This is a genomic window from Rhodanobacter sp. UC4437_H4, assembly GCF_052978425.1.
In genome coordinates this window covers 1807949-1825390 of record NZ_CM129673.1, presented here as the reverse complement: position 1 = coordinate 1825390, position 17442 = coordinate 1807949, and the positions used below count along the sequence as shown (strand labels likewise).

16 protein-coding genes are annotated in these 17442 nt (G+C 68.7%); 8 read left to right on the top strand and 8 right to left on the bottom strand.

Annotated elements, in window-relative coordinates:
• Positions 1-32 precede the first annotated feature (32 nt).
• Complete coding sequence (locus ACVCL3_RS08495; protein ID WP_395116269.1) at positions 33-794, top strand: helix-turn-helix domain-containing protein; 762 nt, start codon at positions 33-35, stop codon at positions 792-794.
• A 56-nt stretch (positions 795-850) separates the two neighbouring features.
• Here the strand turns inward: ACVCL3_RS08495 and ACVCL3_RS08490 are convergent, their stop codons facing one another.
• From ACVCL3_RS08490 to ACVCL3_RS08480, 3 genes are read right to left on the bottom strand one after another with little or no spacing between them, the layout of a single operon-like run.
• Positions 851-1612: a glycosyltransferase family 2 protein gene (locus tag ACVCL3_RS08490; RefSeq protein ID WP_395116271.1), complete on the bottom strand. Its 762-nt coding sequence runs from the start codon at positions 1610-1612 to the stop codon at positions 851-853.
• Positions 1609-2400: a beta-ketoacyl synthase chain length factor gene (locus ACVCL3_RS08485; RefSeq protein WP_447100998.1), complete on the bottom strand. Its 792-nt coding sequence runs from the start codon at positions 2398-2400 to the stop codon at positions 1609-1611. The genes ACVCL3_RS08490 and ACVCL3_RS08485 overlap by 4 nt, the downstream gene beginning before the upstream one ends.
• Complete coding sequence (locus tag ACVCL3_RS08480) at positions 2397-3590, bottom strand: beta-ketoacyl-[acyl-carrier-protein] synthase family protein (protein WP_395116275.1); 1194 nt, start codon at positions 3588-3590, stop codon at positions 2397-2399. The genes ACVCL3_RS08485 and ACVCL3_RS08480 overlap by 4 nt, the downstream gene beginning before the upstream one ends.
• 154 nt (positions 3591-3744) lie before the next feature.
• Between ACVCL3_RS08480 and ACVCL3_RS08475 the strand changes: the two genes are divergently transcribed.
• Both ACVCL3_RS08475 and hemF read left to right on the top strand, forming a co-directional pair.
• Positions 3745-4428 carry a YdcF family protein gene (locus ACVCL3_RS08475; RefSeq protein WP_395116277.1) on the top strand — a complete coding sequence of 228 codons (684 nt, stop codon included), beginning with the start codon at positions 3745-3747 and terminating at the stop codon, positions 4426-4428.
• 95 nt (positions 4429-4523) lie between these two features.
• Positions 4524-5426 (top strand): oxygen-dependent coproporphyrinogen oxidase, encoded by a 903-nt coding sequence (gene hemF / locus ACVCL3_RS08470; RefSeq protein ID WP_447100997.1) that lies wholly within the window; start codon positions 4524-4526, stop codon positions 5424-5426.
• Positions 5427-5513: 87 nt separating this feature from the next.
• On the opposite strand, the gene ACVCL3_RS08465 is transcribed toward hemF, so the two are convergent.
• Complete coding sequence (locus ACVCL3_RS08465; protein ID WP_447097333.1) at positions 5514-6170, bottom strand: hypothetical protein; 657 nt, start codon at positions 6168-6170, stop codon at positions 5514-5516.
• Between the two features lie 142 nt (positions 6171-6312).
• Here ACVCL3_RS08465 and gpmA point away from each other — a divergent pair, with 142 nt between their 5' ends.
• Together gpmA and ACVCL3_RS08455 are read left to right on the top strand one after the other, a co-directional pair.
• Entirely contained in the window at positions 6313-7056 is a 744-nt protein-coding gene (gpmA, locus tag ACVCL3_RS08460; protein ID WP_395116283.1) for a 2,3-diphosphoglycerate-dependent phosphoglycerate mutase, read from the top strand.
• 97 nt (positions 7057-7153) lie between these two features.
• Positions 7154-7714 (top strand): DUF1453 domain-containing protein, encoded by a 561-nt coding sequence (locus ACVCL3_RS08455; protein WP_447100996.1) that lies wholly within the window; start codon positions 7154-7156, stop codon positions 7712-7714.
• 19 nt (positions 7715-7733) lie between these two features.
• Here ACVCL3_RS08455 and ACVCL3_RS08450 read toward each other — a convergent pair whose 3' ends face one another.
• From ACVCL3_RS08450 to ACVCL3_RS08440, 3 genes are all read right to left on the bottom strand, one after another.
• Entirely contained in the window at positions 7734-9050 is a 1317-nt protein-coding gene (locus ACVCL3_RS08450) for an amidohydrolase (protein ID WP_447097331.1), read from the bottom strand.
• A 95-nt stretch (positions 9051-9145) separates the two neighbouring features.
• Positions 9146-10264, bottom strand: a complete 1119-nt coding sequence (gene zapE / locus ACVCL3_RS08445) for a cell division protein ZapE (RefSeq protein ID WP_447100995.1) — start codon at positions 10262-10264, stop codon at positions 9146-9148.
• An 8-nt stretch (positions 10265-10272) separates the two neighbouring features.
• Positions 10273-10962: an alpha/beta hydrolase gene (locus ACVCL3_RS08440; RefSeq protein ID WP_395121331.1), complete on the bottom strand. Its 690-nt coding sequence runs from the start codon at positions 10960-10962 to the stop codon at positions 10273-10275.
• A 42-nt stretch (positions 10963-11004) separates the two neighbouring features.
• Between ACVCL3_RS08440 and ACVCL3_RS08435 the strand changes: the two genes are divergently transcribed.
• Positions 11005-11670, top strand: a complete 666-nt coding sequence (locus ACVCL3_RS08435; protein ID WP_447100994.1) for an acyl carrier protein phosphodiesterase — start codon at positions 11005-11007, stop codon at positions 11668-11670.
• Positions 11671-11858: 188 nt separating this feature from the next.
• Here ACVCL3_RS08435 and ACVCL3_RS08430 read toward each other — a convergent pair whose 3' ends face one another.
• Complete coding sequence (locus tag ACVCL3_RS08430; RefSeq protein WP_395121332.1) at positions 11859-12323, bottom strand: c-type cytochrome; 465 nt, start codon at positions 12321-12323, stop codon at positions 11859-11861.
• Between the two features lie 503 nt (positions 12324-12826).
• Between ACVCL3_RS08430 and ACVCL3_RS08425 the strand changes: the two genes are divergently transcribed.
• Together ACVCL3_RS08425 and ACVCL3_RS08420 are read left to right on the top strand one after the other, a co-directional pair.
• Positions 12827-14044: an efflux RND transporter periplasmic adaptor subunit gene (locus ACVCL3_RS08425; RefSeq protein ID WP_395116293.1), complete on the top strand. Its 1218-nt coding sequence runs from the start codon at positions 12827-12829 to the stop codon at positions 14042-14044.
• An 84-nt stretch (positions 14045-14128) separates the two neighbouring features.
• Positions 14129-17368, top strand: a complete 3240-nt coding sequence (locus ACVCL3_RS08420; protein WP_447100993.1) for an efflux RND transporter permease subunit — start codon at positions 14129-14131, stop codon at positions 17366-17368.
• Positions 17369-17442 lie beyond the last annotated feature (74 nt).

The following is a 17442-nucleotide window of genomic DNA, read 5'->3' as shown; positions in this document are numbered from 1 at the left end:
ACGCAGCTCCGACCAGGCAACCCGATCGCATCATGGATTCCAAGCACCCGGCAGGGCGCCTGCCCGAGCCGCCCAATCCGATTGCCGACGACGGCGACGAGGCGCACTTCTGCGGTACCTGTGCGTTCTCCAGTGCCTGCATCGCTGCGGGCTACAACAAGCCCGAGCTGGCGCAGTTGCAATGCCTGGTCGAGCATGTCGGGCCGTTCCGTGCCGGCGAGCACATCTTCCGCACCGGCGATCCGTTCCGCGCGATCTTCGCGGTGCGCAGCGGCACGGTCAAAACCCGCATGGTGGACAAGGAGGGCCGCGAGCAGGTGCTGGGTTTCTACCTGCCCGGCGAGGTGATCGGCCTCAACGCGATCTACCCCGAGCATTTCCCGTGCGACGCGGTGGCGCTGGATACCTCGTTCTTCTGCCGTTTCTCCTTCCCCGCGATGAGCGCGCTGGCCTCGCGCATCCCGGCGGTGCAGAAGCACCTGTTTCGCCTGTTGAGCAAGGAACTGGGCAGCGCCAGCCTGCTGGCCGGCGACCACAGCGCGGACGAGCGCATGGCGGCGTTCCTGATGGATCTCGCCGGACGCTATGCCGCGCGCGGTTTCTCCGCCACGCGCTTCCACCTCAGCATGTCGCGCGGCGACATCGCCAACTACCTGCGCTTGGCCGCCGAAACGGTGAGCCGCGTGCTGAGCCGCTTCCGCAGCCAGAACCTGATCCGCATCGAGGGTCGCGAACTGGAGCTGCTCAACCCCGATGCCCTGCGCCAGCTCGGCCAGGCGCTGCTGCCGGACTGAGTTCCAAGGTGTTCTGACCAGGTCGTCGTTCCAGCGAGGACTTGGCCATGGTGTCTCTAAGCTGCCGGCACGGCTTCCTCGATCACTCGCGGACGCGCGCGCGAGCGGCGATAGCTGGCGATGATGTCGCCGTAGTGGATCACCCGGCCGATCGTGTAGGTGGTGATGCGGGTGACGTCGCGCACCGGTTTCAGGTGGCTGGGGCGGAACGTGCCGTGGTAGCGCGAGGCGATCGGCACCGAGACGATGCCGAGTTTCTTCTCGCGCGAGGCGGCGATCAGGATGGCGGCCTCGAACACGAAGTTCTCCGCGGCCAGGTCGACCAGTTCCAGTGCCTCGCGCGGATACCAGCGCTGGCCGCTCTGGGTGTCGGCCACCGGTTGGGCGCAGGCCCACGAGATGCCCCAGTCGGCGACCGCGTTGGCCCGGCGACGGCCCTTCGGTTGCTGCGCCTTGTCCAGCAGCCGCGCGCCGATCACGATGTGTTGCGGGTAGCGCGCGGCGGCGGCGACGATGCGCGGGATGTCGCTGGCCAGGTGCTGGCCGTCGCCGTCCATCGTCAGTACCGCGTCGTAGCCCAGGCGCAGCGCCTCGCGGAAGCCCCGGCGCAGCGCCTCGCCCTTGCCGCAGCGTTGTTCGTGGCGCAGCAGGGTTACCGGCAGGCTGGCAGCGATATCCGGCGTGCGATCGTCCGAGCCGTCGTCGATCACGATCACCGGCGCCTCCAGCGCGAGCACGGATTCGATCACTGCGCGGATCGCCGCCTCCTCGTTGAGACAGGGGATCAGGACGCACCAGCGTGCGGTGGATGTATTCACGCGACCTTCTCCATGGCGATCTGCAATCCCAGCGTGGGGGCAGCGGCCAGCCGGCATGATCCCGCATTACTGGCCAGCACGGCGAGCAGGGCGAGGCTGCGGGCCGATGGATTGCCCCGGCACCAACCGGCCAGTGGCTCGGGCAGGGCATCGTCGGGCTGCGGCGGGGCCAGCTGCAGGTCGAGCCGGGCCAGCGTGGCCGCGCCCGCCGCAGGGGCCAGCACCAGCGCGCAGGCGAAAGGCTGGTCGCAGTCGGTGACTTCGGCCAGTGGCCAGCTGCCGGCGCCGTCGCTGCACACCAGCAACACCGCGCGTTGCTCGGTCAGCACCTGGCTGGCCGCTTCGAGCAGGCCGGCACCGAAGCTGGCTGCCTGCGCGGCGATCGCGGTGGACGGCGCGTGGCAGCCGGTGGCGATGGTCCAGTAGCCGACGGCGGCGTTGTGCACCGAGTTGTGGAAGCGGATCGGCGACAGCTCGGCCGGCGCATGGGCGAGCGTGGCGCACATGTAATCGGTGATCGTCTGGTCACCGTGCGAGGAGGCGAACACGCACGCCAGCGTGGCGGCGTCGCAGCCGCTCATCGCGACCGCCTGTCCGGCCGCCTCGATCGCCAGCAGCACGCTGGCCGGTGCGCGCCGGCGCTCGTTCGGCGGCAGCGTGGCGGCAGTGGGGCGCGCCGGCGGCGGCGCTGGCGTCTGTCCGGCGAGCAGGCTGCGCAATGCGGCGAAGTCGGCCAGCTGCGGCGACCACAGGCCGATGCCTTCGACGTAGACGCGCAAGTCGCTCATGCGACGAACCCCGCGCGGGCGAAGGCCAGGCAGGCATTGTTGCCGCCGAAGCCGAACGAGTTGCTGAGTGCCACGTCGATGCGCTGCTGCTCGTTGTGCCAGGCGAACTGCGCGCCGCAGACCGGGTCGGGCGTGTCGCCGCCGAGGTTGCCGGGCACCAGGTCGTGTTCGATCGCCTGCAGCGCCATGGTCGCCTCGACGATGCCTGCGGCACCCAGCGTGTGGCCGGTGAAACCCTTGGTGGAGCTGGCCCGCGTGGTAGCCGGGAAGGCGCGCGCGACCAGCGCCGCTTCCACTTCGTCGTTCTTCTGGCTGGCGGTGCCGTGCAGGTTGATGTAGCCGACCTGCGCAGGATCGAGCCCGGCGCGCGCCAGCGCGTCGTTCAGTGCCAGCTCCGCACCGAGTCCTTGCGGGTGCGGCGTGGACATGTGGTGCGCGTCGCTGGATTCGCCGTAGCCCAGCAGGCGGGGTGCATCGGGTGCGGTGTCGATGCGCTCCAGCAGCGCGAAGCCGGCGGCCTCGCCGATCGAGATGCCGTTGCGCGCCGCGTCGAACGGCCGGCACGGCTCGGGCGAGACCAGTTCCAGCGCGTTGAAACCGAACAGCACGCTGTCGCACAAGGTGTCCACGCCGCCGACCACGGCCGCGTCGATCAGGCCCAGCCGCAGCATCCGCTCGGCGCTGGCGAACACCTTGGCGCTGGACGAGCAGGCGGTGGAGACGGTCAGGCACGGCCCTTCCAGTGCCAGCGCCGCGGCCACGAAGGCGGCCAGCGAATGCGGCGCGTGGATCGCCGGGCGCAGCATGTCGTCGGGAAAACCGCCGTCGGCGTCGAGCCGCCGATACGCCTCCTCGGTGGCGCCGATGCTGGCGGTGGAGGTGCCCAGCAGCAAGGCGACGCGGCCGGCGCCGTAGCGCGCGCGCGCGGCGCGCACGCGGTCGAGGAAGCCGTCCTGATTCAGGCCGAGCCAGGCCAGCCGGTTGTTGCGGCAATCCCATGACGCGAGCGCGGCGGGCAGCGCGGCGGTTTCCAGGCCATCGACGCGGCCGATCCAGCATGTCAGCGGCGCACTGCTGAAATCGTTCGGACGCAGGCCGCTGCGCTCGCCGCGCAACGCGTCGAGCTGGGCGTCGAGCCCGTGGCCGAGTGCCGACGTGGCGGTGTGCGCGGTGACCGCGAGAGGTGTCATCACATGAGGCATCGCGAAAGCCTAGCGGTCGCCCTGCAGCTTGCCTAGCCTGCGACCATCGGCGGAGTCCGATCGTGGCCAGCACGGCATGAAGATGCCGCGAACGTCGTACACCGTTAAGCTGTCGCGTCTCCCGCACCGACGATGCCTTGGCGTGTCCGCCCCGCGAAAACCCTCGAAATACCTGCGCGACGCCGACGTGCTGCATGCGGCAGTGGTCACCGGGCTGGTCGTGGTGCTGAGTGCCGGCCTGGTCTGGCTCGGCTATCTGGTCCATGTATGGCGCATCGCCACGCGCAGCCCGCTGTCGCCGCCGCGACGGATGACCGTGCTGGTGTTCGGCCGCCGGCTGGAACATGACGCGCCCGGCCATGATTACCGGCAGCGCCTGCAGCGCGCGCTGGTCCTGGCACGGCAGCAACAGACCGATCATCTGCTGCTGCTCGGCGGTTGCAGCGGCAGCGAGCTGAGCGAGGCCGCTGCCGGCGAGGCCTGGTTGCGCCAGCACGAGCTGACCGGCGACGTGCGCGTGGAGCTCGAACAGGATTCGATCGACTCGCTGGAGAACCTGCGCCATGCGCGCCGGCTGCTGCTGGAACGAGGCCACCTGCCGCCGGTGGCGCTGGTGACCAGCCGCTACCACCTTGCGCGCTGTCTGCTGCTGGCGCAGCGGCTCGGCTTCGACAGCATTGCCGTGGCGGCGGAACCGACGCTGCCGCGGCATGCGCGCTACCTCGGCCGGCTCGTGCTGGAAGCGGGCTACCTGATGTGGATCGACATCGGCATGCGCTGGGCGCGGTTGATCGGGCATGCGCGCATGGCCGCACGCATCAGTTGAATTGTGCCGGATCAGGCCGGCGCGGCGCTGCACCGCAGCCGGTCGCGCACGGCTGCTTGCTAAGCTTGGCGCCATCGAATCTTTCGGGCCAGACGATGAGTGCACAAGCCGACCTTGCCGAAACCTTCCTGCGCGAACTGCAGGACCGCATCTGCGCGGCGATCGAGCAGGCCGACGGCGGCGCACGCTTCGTCGAGGATGCGTGGACCCGCGCGGCGGGCGGTGGCGGGCGCACCCGCGTGCTGCGCGATGGCGCGGTGTTCGAGCAGGCCGGGGTGAATTTCTCGCGCGTGCATGGGCATCAGCTGCCACCCAGCGCCACCGCGCACCGGCCCGAGCTGGCCGGCGGCAGCTTCGTCGCCACCGGCGTGTCGCTGGTGCTGCATCCGAAGAACCCGCACGTGCCGACCACGCATGCCAACGTGCGCTACTTCGAGGCCAGCAAGGAAGGCGTGGAGCCGGTGTGGTGGTTCGGCGGCGGCTTCGACCTCACCCCGTTCTACCCGGTGGACGAGGACGTGCGCCATTGGCATACCGTGGCGCGCGACCTGTGCGAACCGTATGGCCCGGACGTGTATCCGCGCTACAAGCAATGGTGCGACGAGTACTTCTACCTGAAGCACCGCGACGAAACGCGCGGCGTGGGCGGGCTGTTCTACGACGACATGAACGAGGGCGGCTTCGAGCGCTGCTTCGCGTTCACCCGTGACGTCGGCCAGGGTTTCCTCGATGCCTATCTGCCGATCGTCGAACGGCGCAAGGCCACGCCGTACGGCGAGCGCGAGCGCGAGTTCCAGCTGTACCGGCGCGGTCGCTACGTGGAGTTCAACCTGGTCTACGACCGCGGCACCTTGTTCGGCCTGCAGTCCGGCGGCCGCACCGAATCGATCCTGATGAGCCTGCCGCCGCGCGTGCGCTTCGAGTATGCGTACCAGCCGGAAGCCGGCTCCGCCGAGGCGAAGCTCGCCGACTACCTGAAGCCGCGCGACTGGGTCTGACGCAGCCGCGCGTAGGGCGGGCACCGCCCGCCGATGCCCGTTAGCATGTCGCGACCGCGGCGGGCATTGCCCGCCCTACGATCTGACCTACGGAGTGGCCCCGCTGAATTTCTCCACTGTTGCCCCCTTCACCGGGCCGATCGTGGCGCTGTCGCTGACTTTCAGTTCCACCTCGCGGCGGAACTCCAGCGTGCCCTGCACCACGGCGTGCGGGCCGATCACCACCACCGGCTTGCGGCTGTTGAAGTTGAACCAGCCGTTCTGCTTGTCGATCAGGATGCCGCCTTCGACGCGCGAGTTTTCGCCCACGCTGATGTCGCCGCTCACCGTGGCCAGACCGCCGGCGACGTGGGCGGCATCCAGCACGATGGCGCCGTTGACGTTGCCCAGCTTGCCGCCGACCTCGGCGCCGCGCGCCAGGCGGATGCTGCCGTTGACCGCGCTCACGTCACCACTGACCTTGCTGGCTTCGCCCAGCGTGATCGAGCCGTTGACGGTGTCCACCGCGGTGGCCTGGGCGCGGTCGCCGAGCTCCACCGCGCCGTTGACCGTGCCGGCCTTGCGCACGGTGGCGCCATCGCCGACATGGACCGCGCCGTTGACCGAGCTGACGTCGCCGGCCTGTTGGCCCGCCTCGACGCGTACCGCGCCGTTGACCTTGTCGATGTCGCCGTCGCGGGCCACTGCCAGGGCAGGCAGCAAGGCGAACGTGCACAGGAGAAGAATGGTCGAGATGCGATGCATGGCAGGCTCCGTGGTCGGTGGGAGTCTCTAGGATGCCGCCGCCGCGGCAAAGGTTTGTCATGACCTGTGGCAGGGTGCGGATTTGACGCTGCCGGGGCCGCACTGCACCATTCGCGGTTCATCCCGTTTGCTGAGCGCACCCATGCACAAGCTCGTCCTGATCCGCCACGGCCAATCGCAGTGGAACCTCGACAACCGCTTCAGCGGCTGGGCCGACGTCGACCTCACCGAGCAGGGCAGGGCGGAGGCGCGCGAAGCGGGCCGCCTGCTGACCGAAGGCGGCTACAGCTTCGACGTGGCGCACACCTCGGTGCTCAAGCGGGCCGTGCGCACGCTGTGGGGCGTGCAGGACGAGATGGGCCTGATGTGGCTGCCGGTGGTCACCGACTGGCGCCTCAACGAGCGTCACTACGGCGGCCTCACCGGCCTGAACAAGGCCGAGACCGCGGCGAAGTACGGCGAGGAGCAGGTGAAGATCTGGCGGCGCAGCTACGACGTGCCGCCGCCGCCGCTGGAGCGCGCCGCGAACGAGTCGGTGCACGATCCGCGCTACGCGAAGCTCGACCCGAAGGACATCCCCGATACCGAGTGCCTGAAGGACACCGTGGCGCGCGTGCTGCCGTACTGGCACCAGGTGCTGGCGCCGGCGATCAAGGCGGGCCAGCGCGTGCTGGTCGCCGCGCACGGCAACTCGCTGCGCGCGCTGGTGAAATATCTGGACGGCATCTCCGACGAGGCGATCGTCGAGCTCAACATCCCCAACGGCGTGCCGCTGGTGTATGAATTCGACGACGAACTGAAGCCGTTGCGCCATTACTACCTGGGCGACGCCGAGGCGATCGCGGCGAAGATGGCCGCGGTGGCCAACCAGGGCAAGGCGAAGTAGCCGGGATTCGGGCTTCGCCAGGAGCAAAATCGCCGGCAGCCGGTGCGGGTGCCTTCCCGAACCCCGGCCCCCAGTCCCTCATCCACCGGACCACGCCATGCCCGCCCATCTGACCAGTTACCTGATCATGCTGCCGCTGCTGGCCTGGATCGTGTGGCGGCGGGTCAGCCGGCAGTTCGGCCGCCAGCCGATCCGGCGCAAGCGGATGATCGCCCGCATCGTGATCTTCGCGGTCATCGGTGGCCTGCTGGCGCTGAGCGGTTTCCATCACCTGGCGTTGGCCGAAGGGTTGCTCGGCGGGGTGCTGATCGGCGCCGCGATCGGCCTGTTCGGCCTGCGGCTGACCCGCTTCGAGGTCGATCCGGCCAAGGGCGACTGCTACGTGCCCAATCCGTGGATCGGCGCCCTGCTCACCGTGTTGCTGCTCGGGCGCCTGGGCTGGCGGTTGATGGTGGTATGGCCGCAGCTGCAGCACGCGCAGGCGGCGGCAGACGCGGGCACCTCGATGCAGCCGATGGGCTACGCGTCCAGCCCGTTGACCATGCTGGTGATCGGCCTGCTGGTCGGTTACTACATCGCCTATTACAGCGGCGTGCTGGTGCACCATCGGCGCTTCCTGCGCGCGCATCCTGCGGCGGCGGCCGCTCGAGCGGAGTGATCCGGGGCGGCCCGGCGCTTCACGGCCCCGCGGCTCCCAGATAGTCCAGGCTTGCCTGCAGCATCGACTGCATGCCGACCTTCAGGGCGCCCTCGTCGAGGAAGAATTTCGGCGAATGGTTGGCCGGCGCGGTCGCGGCATCCTGGCCTTTCGGCGTGGCGCCGACGAAGAAATACACGCTGGGGACCGCCTCGGCGAACAGCGCGAAATCCTCCGACGCCATCCACGGTTTCGCCTCGCGCACCTGCGCTGCGCCGTTGATGCGCACCAGGCTGGCGCGCACGTCTGCCGCCAGCTTGTCGTCATTCACCAGCACCGGGTTGCTGAGCAGGGGAATCTGCTCGTCCACCGTGGCGCCATGCGCGGCGGCGACGTTTTCGGCGATGCGCTTGAGGCCGTCCAGCGCCTGCTTCCGCATGGCGGGGTCGAAGGTGCGCAGCGTGCCTTGCAACTCCACCTGGTCGGGCACGATGTTGTAGCGCGCGCCGCCATCGACGATGCCGAAACTGAGCACTGCCGGAAGCTTGCTGATGTCGAGCTGGCGGCTGACGATGGTCTGCGACGCGCTGATGATCTCCGCCGCGGTGACGATCGGATCGATTCCGTTCCACGGCATGGCACCGTGGGTCTGGCGCCCGTGCACGACCAGCTTGAACCAGTCCGAGCCGGCCATGGTCGGCCCCGGCCGCACCGAGACGGTGCCCACGTTGAGCGAGCTGACCACGTGCATGCCGAACATCGCATCCGGCTTGTAGTCGCGGAACATGCCTTCCTTCAACATCAGCTCGGCGCCACCTTCCTCGCCGGCCGGTGCGCCTTCCTCCGCCGGCTGGAACACGAACAGCACCGAGCCGTGCAGTTGCCTTTTCATGCCGGCAAGCGCCTGCGCGATGCCCAGCAGCATCGCCGTGTGCGCGTCATGGCCGCAGGCGTGCATCACGCCGGTCTCCTTGCCGCGGTACTCGCCCTTCGCCTTCGAGGCGAAGGGCAGGTCGACCTCTTCGGTCACGGGCAGCGCATCCATGTCTGCGCGCAGCGCCAGGCGCGGCCCGGGCAAATCCCCCTTCAACAGCGCGACCACGCCGGTGTGGGCGATCCCCGCATGCACTTCCAATCCCAGCTTCTTCAACTCCCTGGCCACGAGCGCCGAGGTGCGCACCTCGCGGTTGCTCAGTTCCGGGTGCTGGTGGATATCGCGCCGCCACGCGGTGACCTGCGGCAGCTCCTGCTGCACCATGGCCTCTACCTGACGGGTCGGCGTCTGGCGGGTGTCGGCGGCGTGCAGCGGCGAGGCGACCAGGGCGGCAAGCGCCAGGGCGAAGGCGGTGCGATGCATGGCTGTCTCCATGGCGGGGGTCGCTCGATGCTAGCGCCTGGACAGGCTGGTGCCTACGTGATGGCCGGCCTCTGCGCCGCGCAGGCGCCGCCGGCTCATTCGGGCCGATGCTCCAGCGCGAGGTATTCCTCGCTCTGCATCTCGATCAGGCGCGATTCGGTGCGGCCGAATTCGGCGCGCAGGCGCTCGCCGTCGTAGAGCTCGGTGATCGGCGCGGCGGCGGAAAGCACCAGCTTCACGCGCCGGTCGTAGAACTCGTCGACCAGTTGCACGAAGCGTTTCGCCGCGTCCTCGCTGTAGATGGTGAACTGCGGCACGTTGGCGACGATCACCGCCGGGCCGGCCTTGGCCAGCGCGATGTAGTCGGCCACGGCGCGCGGGCCCTCGCACAGCGCGGCGAACTGGAACCACAGGATGGTCTCGGCGCGCTTGTGGAACGGGATGTCGCGGCCGTTGATGCGCAGCATGCCGTCGAGTTCGATCGCGCCACTGGCCTGGCTGGCGAAGATGCGCTCCAGTGCGCGATGCGACTCGGCGCCCGGCGGGGTGAGGTAGACCGGCGCCTGGGTCAGCGCGCGCAGGCGCCAGTCATGCGCGGAAACCATCTCGACCACGTGGCAGTGCTGCTCGATCAGCGCGATCGCGGGCAGGAATCGGGCGCGCTGCAGGCCGTCCTTGTACAGGTTCGCCGGCGCGGTATTTGAGGTGGTGACCAGGCTCACCCCGCGCTCGAACAATGCGTCGAGCAGGTTGGCCAGGATCATCGCGTCGCCGATGTCGTTGACCAGGAACTCGTCCAGGCACAGCACGCGGCAGCGTCCGGCAATGCCGGCAGCGACCTCCACCAGCGGGCTCTGCCGCTCGCCCAGTGCGCGCAGGCTGTCGTGCACCTCGCCCATGAAGCGGTGGAAATGCCGCCGCAGCACCACGCCGTGCGGCAGGCTGGCGGCGAACAGGTCCATCAGGAACGTCTTGCCGCGACCCACGCTGCCCCACAGGTACAGTCCGGGCACGGCCGGCGGCGGCTCGTTGCCCAGCAGCGATTTCAGCCGGCCGAACAGGCCGCCTTCGCCGGCAGGTTCCGCGCACAGTGCCGCATGCATGCGGTCGAACTCGGCCAGCAGCGCCAGCTGGGCGGGGTCGGACTCCCAGCGATGGGCGGCCACGCCTTCGGCATAACGCACGCTGGGCGCGAGCAAAAACGTTTCGGTCATGGAGGGGGTCAGGCCTGGCGTGTCGGCGGCAGCCAGTCGCGCACGGCGTGCTTGATCGCGCCGCGCAGATCCATCAGCCGGCGATGGAAGAAGTGGCTGGTATCGGGCATGCGCACCAGTTCGGGCGGGTGTTCCAGGCTGTCGAGCCAGTCGAACACCGCCTGCGGTTCGACCACCTCGTCGGCCTCGCCCTGCACGACCAGCCAGGGGCAGGTCGGCGGCGTGATCGCATCGAGCCCGTAACGGCCCGCCGGCGGCGCGATGCTGATCAGCGCATCGGCGTGCAGCGGCGCCGCCTGGGCGATGCTCACGCCGCTGCCGAACGAGAAACCGGCCAGCCACAGCGCATCGTCGGGTCGCACGCGACGCACCCAGGCGACCACGGCGGCGAGATCGTCGCGCTCGCCGCGGCCCTTGTCGAAACTTCCCTCGGAACTGCCCGCCCCGCGGAAGTTGAAGCGTACGGTATCCAGCCCCGACTCGCGCAGCGCGCGTTCGACCATGGTCACCACCTTGTTGTGCATGCTGCCGCCTTCGCTGGTCAGCGGGTGGCAGATCACCGCCACGCCTCGGCGCGCGCCGTCAGGCTCGGCGATGTCGGTGACGGTTTCCAGCTTGCCGACCGGGCCGGTCAGCACGAAACTGGCGGCGACATCCGGAAAGCCGGCAGGGTCGGCAGGGAACGAGGCAGGTTTCATGCCCACGATGATAACCGCGACGCCGCGCTGCCGCCCGCGGCAATGAACCATCTGGCGCATGCGCTGCTGGCCGGCGATGACGAGGCGCTGCAACTGGGCGGCCTGCTCGGCGACTTCGTGCGCGGCCAGCCCGATCCGGCGCAGTTCCCGCCACGGGTGATCCGCGGCATCCGCCTGCACCGCGCCATCGACGGCTACACCGACGCCCACCCCGCCGTGCTGGCCGCCAAGGCGCAGCTGCCGCCGCCGTATCGCCGCTACGCCGGCATCCTGCTGGACATGTGGTTCGATCACTTGCTGGCCCGGGAATTTCCACGCTGGAGCGCACAGCCGCTGGAGGACTACTCGCTCGGCCTGCGTGGACTGCTGCGGCGGCGCGATGCCTTGCTGACGCCTGCGTTGCGGCGGTTCCGCAGTTACATGGAAGCCAACGACTTGCCTGGCGGCTACGCCGACCGAGCAGTGCTGGGGCGGGCGCTGGTCGGGATCGGGCAACGATTGACGCGAGCCAATCCGCTGGATACCGCGCTGCCGGTACTGGTGGCGCGGCAGGAGGAGTTGCAGCGGCGGTTCGAAGTGTTTTTTCCGGAGTTGCGGGGGTTTGTGGCGGGGTGGATGGAGGGGCAGGGTGATGGGGGTGTGGGAGCGAAACCTGGTTTCCTTCTCCCCTCGGGAGAAGGTGCCCGAAGGGCGGATGAGGGTGCGTGAGGAGTGTGATGGTTCATGCTGCGTCGAACGCTCAAGGCCCTTCACCCGCGAGTACGCACAGGGCCGGGAACCCTCTCCCCAACCCTCTCACCCGCAAGGGGACTCCCTTTGGTCGCCGGAGGGAGAGGGGGCGAACGAAAACGCCGCCCGGAGGGCGGCGTTTATCTTGAACTTCATTGAAGCCGAAATTACTTCGCCTGATCGACGATCCAGTGCACGGCGGCGGTGACCTGCTCGTCGGTGAGCGCGGGATTGCCGCCCTTGGGCGGCATGAAATTGCCGTCGGGGCCGTGGTAGCCCTCGATCGCATGCTTGACCAGCACGTCGATGCCCTGCTTGATGCGTGGGCCCCACATGGCCTTGTCGCCGAGCTTCGGCGCGCCGGCGATGCCGGCCGTATGGCAACTGGTGCACAGGTGGTCGTAGATTTCCTTGCCGTCGGTGGTGCCGCCGTAGGCCACCTGGGAGGCGGCGGCCTTGGCGGCCTGGTCGGCGGCGGCCTGCATGGCGGCACGGCCGGTGTCGCCGGCATAGACGGCGCCGGCGGGGGCGAGCCGTGCGGCGACCGTGGCCGGGTGGTTCGGATTGGTTTCCTTGGGCTCGCTGTTGTTGATCGCCAGCGCGGACAACACAAGGATCACGGTAAGAACCATCAGCGCGCCGATGGTCAGCGAGAACTGACGCAGGAAGCCCTGGTCGGATTTGCTAAGGGGACCGCTCACGCACGTACTCCTGTCAGTGGGCGGGCTTGGACCGCCTTGTTGCCTTACCGTCACGCCGGAATCGCGAAACCGCCGCAGCCGCCAGGGTCGAAAACCTCGATGCACCCCAACCCCTGCTGCCGGTGTCCGGATCGCGCCCTCGGGGGCGCACTGGCGACCAGTCCGGTATTATAAACGAAGCGCCCGACAAGTTTCAGGGTGACCGATCGGGTGTATGCCGATGCGGTGCCCGGAACGTTGTGCACACGGCCCGGTCCCATGTGCGGCGGGGCGCAAAACCCTGCCATCGGTCATGCCCCACCCCTGTCGACCGGCATTGTTCAAAGCGGTTGCCGTCCACCTATGCTTTGTCCATGGGGGCGCGTCTGCCCACGTGGTGCCTGCGGCAGCGGCCTTCCCCGGTTGCTCGCCCCGGTTCAATCCAGGAGTTCCACATGTCGCGTTTTTGGAAGATCGCGTTGATCGTGCTGGCGGTGGTCGTGATCGCCGTGGTCGGCATCCGCATGTTGCACAAGCCGGGCGATGGCGCGGCGAAGGGCGCCAACGGCAAGGGCGGCGACGCGCCGCCGGTGCCGGTGACCGTGGTGCCGGTGGTCAAGCAGAACGTGCCGGTGTACCTGACGGCGCTGGGCACGGTGCAGGCGCTCAACACGGTAACGGTGATCCCGCAGGTGTCCGGGCGGCTGCTCAGCATCGAGTTCACCGAAGGACAGCCGGTGAAACAGGGCCAGGTGCTGGCGCGCATCGACCCGCGCACCTTCCAGGCCAACTATGACCAGGCGGTCAGCCGGCGCAAGCAGGATCAATCCCTGCTGGCCACGGCGCGCAGCAACTACCAGCGCTCGCAGGACCCCAAGTACAGCCAGTACGTGGCCAAGATCGACCAGGTCACCCAGAAGAACACCGTGGCCCAGTACGAGGCGGCCGTGGCGGCCGACGAGGCCGCGATCCGCGACGCCAAGGTGCAGCTCGACTACACCGAGATCCGCTCGCCGATCGACGGCCTGGCCGGTATCCGCGCGGTGGACCCGGGCAACGTGGTGACCACCTCCAGTGCGATCGTCACGCTGACCCAGCTGCACCCGATCAACGTGATGTTTACCTTGCCGGAGCAGAACCTGGACATGGTGCGCAGCGCGGCGCAGGGCGGCAAGCCACTGGAGGTCACCGCGCTCGATCGCGTCGACGCCCATCCGATCGCCAGCGGCGGCGTGCTCAAGGTGATCGACAACCAGATCGACACCAGCACCGGCACGTTCCGCCTGAAGTCGGAGTTTTCCAACGAGCACGACGAGTTGTGGCCGGGCCAGTTCGTCAACGTGCGGCTGCTGGTGAACACCGTCGACGGCGGCCTGGTGATCCCCTCGCAGGGCGTGCAGCGCGGGCCGGACGGCGATTATGTCTACCTCGTGCAGGGCGACAACACGGTCAAGATGCAGTCGATCGTGGTGGCCGGCGAAGTCGGCGACAGCCACGTGATGGTCGGCAGCGGGCTCAAGGTCGGCGACAAGGTGGTGACCGAAGGCCAGTTCCGGCTCAAGCCCGGCAGCAAGGTCAACCCGCTCAAGCCGGGCGAAGTGCCGGCCGCGCCCACCGCGGCGGAATTGCAGAAGTCCAGGCAGGACAACAAGGGTGGCCGCGGTCGTCACTGATGTCCGCGTGAGCCCGCGGCGTTGCCGCGGGCTGGCGCGCGTCTCGAACGCGGCAACTGCCGCCCCACTTCGTCACGGATAGTCATGGGCTTCTCCACCCTCTTCATTCGCCGCCCGATCGCCACTTCGCTGCTGATGGTGGCGGTGCTGCTGCTCGGTATCCTGGGCTTCCGCCAGTTGCCGGTGTCGGCGCTGCCGGAGATCGAGGCGCCCAGCCTGGTGGTGACCACGCAGTATCCGGGTGCCAGCGCCACCACCATGGCGACGCTGATCACCACGCCGCTGGAGCGCAACCTGGGGCAGATTTCCGGGCTCAGCATGATGAGTTCGGACTCGTCCGCGGGCCTGTCGACGATCGTGCTGCAGTTCAACATGGGCCGCGACATCGACATCGCCGCGCAGGACGTGCAGGCGGCAATCAACCAGGCCAAGGGCACGCTGCCGGGCAACCTGCCGTATCCGCCGGTGTACAACCGGGTCAATCCGGCCGATGCGCCGATCCTCACCCTGGCGCTGCAGTCGGACAGCCGCCCGCTGCGCGACGTCAACGACCTGGCCGACTCGATCCTGGCGCAGAAGCTGTCGCAGGTGCAGGGCGTGGGCCTGGTCTCGATCGCCGGCAACGTGCGCCCGGCCGTGCGCATCCAGGTCAACCCGGCGCAACTGGCCAATCTCGGCCTGACCATGGAGGACGTGCGCAGCGCACTGACCCAGGCCAACGTCAACGCGCCCAAGGGCACGCTGAACGGCAAGACGCAGAGCTACTCGATCGGCACCAACGACCAGTTGGCCGATGCCGAGCAGTACAAGAGCACCATCATCAGCTACCGCGGCAACGCGCCGGTGCGGCTGTCCGACGTGGCCAGGGTGGTCGACGGCGTGGAGAACGACCAGCTCGCCGCGTGGGCCAACGGCAAGCCGGCGGTACTGCTGGACGTGCGCCGCCAGCCCGGCGCCAACATCGTGCAGACGGTGGAGCAGATCCGCCGCATCCTGCCCGAGCTGCGCAACGCGCTGCCGGCCGACGTGCACCTGGACGTGTTCGCCGACCGCACGGTGACCATCCGCGCCTCGGTGCACGACGTGGAGTTCACCCTGATCCTCACCGTGTTCCTGGTGGTGGGCGTGATCTTCGTGTTCCTGCGCCGGCTGTGGGCCACCATCATTCCGGCCACCGCGGTGCCGCTGTCGCTGCTGGGCACGTTCGGCGTGATGAGTTTCACCGGCATGTCGCTGGACAATCTCTCGCTGATGGCGCTGACGGTGGCCACCGGCTTCGTGGTCGACGATGCGATCGTGATGATCGAAAACATCGTGCGCTACATCGAACAGGGCAAGAGCGGCAAGGAGGCGGCCGAGATCGGCGCGAAGGAGATCGGCTTCACCGTGCTGTCGCTGACCGTGTCGCTGGTGGCGGTGTTCCTGCCGCTGCTGCTGATGCCCGGTGTCACCGGCCGGTTGTTCCACGAGTTCGCCTGGGTGCTGACCATCGCGGTGAGCATCTCGATGCTGGTCTCGCTGACGCTGACGCCGATGATGTGCGCCTACCTGCTCAAGCCCCACCAGCTGCCGGAAGGCGACGACGCGCACGAGCGCCACGCCGCCGCCGGCAGGCGCACCGTGTGGGCGCGCACCGTGCACGTGTACGAGAATTCGCTGGACTGGGTGCTCGACCACCAGCGCCTGACCATGCTGGTGGCCGGCGCCGCGGTGGTGCTGACCGTGTTCCTGTACATCGCCATCCCCAAGGGCCTGCTGCCCGAGCAGGACACCGGCCTGATCACCGGCGTGGTGCAGGCCGACGACAACATTGCGTTTCCGGCGATGGAGCAGCGCACCAAGGCAGTGGCCGAGGCGTTGCGCAAGGACCCGGCGGTGGCCGGCGTGGCGGCGTTCATCGGCGCCGGCACGATCAACCCCACCTTGAACCAGGGCCAGCTCAGCATCGTGCTGAAGGATCGCGGCGACCGCGACGGCTTGGACAAGCTGCTGCCGCGGCTGCAGCAGAGCGTGGCCGACATCCCCGGCGTGGCGCTGTACCTGAAACCGGTGCAGGACGTGACCCTGGACAGCACCGTGTCGGCCACCGAATACCAGTACGCGCTGTCCCAGGTGGACTCCGCCGAGCTGGCCAAGTACGCCGACCAGATGACCCGCGCCATGCGCCAGCGGCCGGAGCTGGCGGACGTCAGCAACAACCTGGCCGACCGCGGCAACGCGCTCAAGCTGACCATCGATCGCGAGAAGGCCAGCCGCATGGGCGTGCCGGTGCAGACCATCGACGACACCTTGTACGACGCCTTTGGCCAGCGCCAGATCTCCACCATCTTCACCCAGCTCAACCAGTACCGCGTGGTGCTGGAGGTGGCGCCGGAGTTCCGCAACAGCAGCGACCTGCTCAACAAGCTCACCGTGCGCGGCAACGGCTCCGGCGCGCTGACCGGCAGCAACGCCACCAGCTTCGGCCAGGTGAAGTCGAGCAACTCGGCCACCCCCAGCGGCATCGGCAACACCGGCAACATCGGCATCGCGCTGGGCGGCGGCGGCACCATCCCGCTGTCCTCGCTGGCCAGCGCCGAAATCACCAGCGCGCCGCTGGTGGTCAGCCACCAGCAGCAGCTGCCGGCGGTGACGCTGTCGTTCAACGTGGCGCCGGGCTATTCGCTGTCCGACGCGGTGTCGGCGATCCACCAGATCAACGCGGAGCTGAACTTCCCGCCGCAGGTGCGCGGCCAGTTCATCGGCAAGGCCGCCGAGTTCAACTCCTCGCTGGGCGACGAGGTGCTGTTGCTGCTGGCCGCGATCGTGGTGATCTACATCGTGCTGGGCGTGCTGTACGAGAGCTACATCCACCCGCTGACGATCATCTCCACCCTGCCGCCGGCCGGCGTGGGCGCGCTGCTGGCACTGATGATGTTCGGCATGAGCCTGTCGGTGGACGGCATCGTGGGCATCGTGCTCTTGATCGGCATCGTCAAGAAGAACGCGATCATGATGATCGACTTCGCGATCGAGGCGCGCCGCACCGGCCTCAACGCGCATGACGCGATCCGCCGCGCCTGCCTGCTGCGCTTCCGCCCGATCATGATGACCACCGCGGCGGCGATGCTCGGCGCCTTGCCGCTGGCGCTGGGCACCGGCATCGGCTCGGAGCTGCGCCGGCCGCTGGGCGTGTCGATCGTCGGCGGCCTGCTGCTGTCGCAGCTGGTGACGCTGTACACCACGCCGGTGATCTACCTGTACATGGAGCGTTTCTCCGACTGGCTCGCCGCACGCCGGGAACGGCGTGCGCTGGAACACGCGCGGGCCGATCGCACGACGTGATCCGATCGCTTGCCGCCTGCCCCTGCCCGCGCGACGCCGGCAGGGGTTTTTCCTTTTCGCGTCCCGATCAACCG